We start from the raw sequence: 1952 nt of genomic DNA on the forward strand, positions 1-1952 counted from the left end.
CTGGTATGCCTATGTGAGCAACAACCCCGTGAAGTATGTCGACCCGACGGGGATGTGGGAATTCAAGGCTGGAATTGGAGCGGGAGCGGCATTCAAATTTCGAGTATATACAGATAATCAAGGAAACTGGGATGTAGACGTTGCTGCAGGTGCTGGATTTGGGGGAGTACTTTCTCTAGATCTCGGTGCGAAAGAGGTGGAACCAGATAAACCTTCTGTAGAATTGTCATTTACTGGAGATGTCAAATTTTTGGGCTTAGAACTTTCGCTGACACTTGATCATGTTAGAGAACAAGATTCATCAGGTGAATGGGTATCCCAATCAGATATCAAAGCCTCTGTTCCAGATAACTTGGGTGGATCCGCGTATATCGAATATGATATTCAGGAAGGCCCCGATTCAGGTTTTGAAATGAACCCAGGTGTTGGTGTTGAAAAAATGTTTTTTTACGGAGTCGGGGATAATCTTGATGAATGGTAAGGACAACCTCATCTCGGAAGATATCATTTTCCCCTTTTCGATAGTTATTTTCTCCGTTATTCTCTCGTTCATAGTATTTAAGCTTACAAAGAAGTATCGTGTGAACAAACAAACAGCCCCTGTTCTTTTAGGGCAAAAAAAACTCTTTCCCTTTACCTATATGTGTAGCGATTTTAATATATTCCTTTGGTTTTTTTTGCCAGTTCACTTCTTGATTCTTAGTATAGCAGGTTATTTTTATTTAGGATTGGGTTATATACACCTAGCGTTAGTAGTCTTAGAACTGGCGATTAGTATATTTTCAGTCTTTTTTCCACTATCATTCATGCTCAGGAATTTAGATTTAAAAATGTTTTCAATATTCAGAAGAATACCGATAGCGGTTCGAATAGTTTTAACAATCTTGATGCTTTTTGCTAGCGGGGCCATTCGTAGTTACAATATTGTTTATTAGTATCAGAAAGTCTGAGCATCCCTTAGGCCGTCCTCCGTCTTTCATGGAGTTCTACTTGAGAGCCCTCTAAGTGCGCCATCGAAGATGAGGCGCTATAAGGGACGGAACTCATCTAGTGGTCAATCTAGCGCGGACCCTGCCGAGTTCGAGCTTATAAGCCGATTGATGCGGAGGGGAAGCCTCGGGCGAGCTACTCTGTCATCGAGGCTGTTAACTGGTATTCCTATGTGGGCAACAACCCAGTGGTTAGAATTGACCCAGAGGGTTTGGATGATGTTGTTATCCAAATTGAAGGTGAAATAGCGTTAGAATTAGGATTTGATCTTTCTGATGGCTTGGTTTTTGATACCGACAATCCAGAGGAATTTGGGATTATTGGAACTGTGGGTGCTGCTCTAGGTGCAACTGCGAGGATTGCCAATAGGAATTGCGTGGTTTTCTGGAGTAGCAGAAGGAACTGGGTTCAATGTGGATGTGAATGCGGGGTCCTATTCTCATTTAGTATCTACACCGATGAGAAAGGCGACATATATGGGTTGTGAGTTTCTATTGGGGTAGGTTTAGGAGTGAGCCGGGGTGCTGTTACCAAGAGTGGTACTCTGCCATTTATTGATTTAGCCAATGCAGCAGCCATGGCTGTATTAGAAGGCATTAATGAAGAAGTACAATTTTGATTATGAAGCGGAGATAGATTGGAAATGAAAAATCTGCGAAGGAAATTTCTTTTATGGCAGTGTGTGTTTTTACCTTTAGGGGGATTCAGTATCTTTTTTCTCATCATTGGGTTAGATTTGGGGAAAAATCCTTTTGAGTCTTGTCTAATAGCGATGTCTTTTCTTTTATGGGGGGTTTTTGTCATTTTGGAGTTAATAAATATCAAATGTCCCAAGTGCAATGTAAATCTTATACCGTCTCCAATTGAGATGTTTGCCCCAAAGAACTTGAAATGGGCATTTAAGTTTGGTCCGCCGAAAAAGTGCAGGATCTGCAATTATGATTTGACAACTCATTCTAGTG

General features: G+C 41.3%; 3 protein-coding genes. All 3 read left to right on the plus strand.

The window, feature by feature from the left end:
* A partial coding sequence (locus tag S1OALGB6SA_RS09935) for a hypothetical protein (RefSeq protein WP_230204341.1) occupies window positions 1–481 on the plus strand: 481 nt, incomplete at its 5' end.
* 681 nt (window positions 482–1162) lie between these two features.
* Window positions 1163–1477, plus strand: a complete 315-nt coding sequence (locus tag S1OALGB6SA_RS01070; RefSeq protein WP_124032269.1) for a hypothetical protein — start codon at window positions 1163–1165, stop codon at window positions 1475–1477.
* Window positions 1478–1627: 150 nt separating this feature from the next.
* The coding region (locus S1OALGB6SA_RS10500) for a hypothetical protein (RefSeq protein WP_230204342.1) at window positions 1628–1952 on the plus strand (325 nt) is incomplete at its 3' end.

Origin of the sequence: Olavius algarvensis spirochete endosymbiont (genome assembly GCA_900608495.1) — a bacterium.
Lineage (GTDB): Bacteria > Spirochaetota > Spirochaetia > DSM-2461 > DSM-2461 > UBA2779.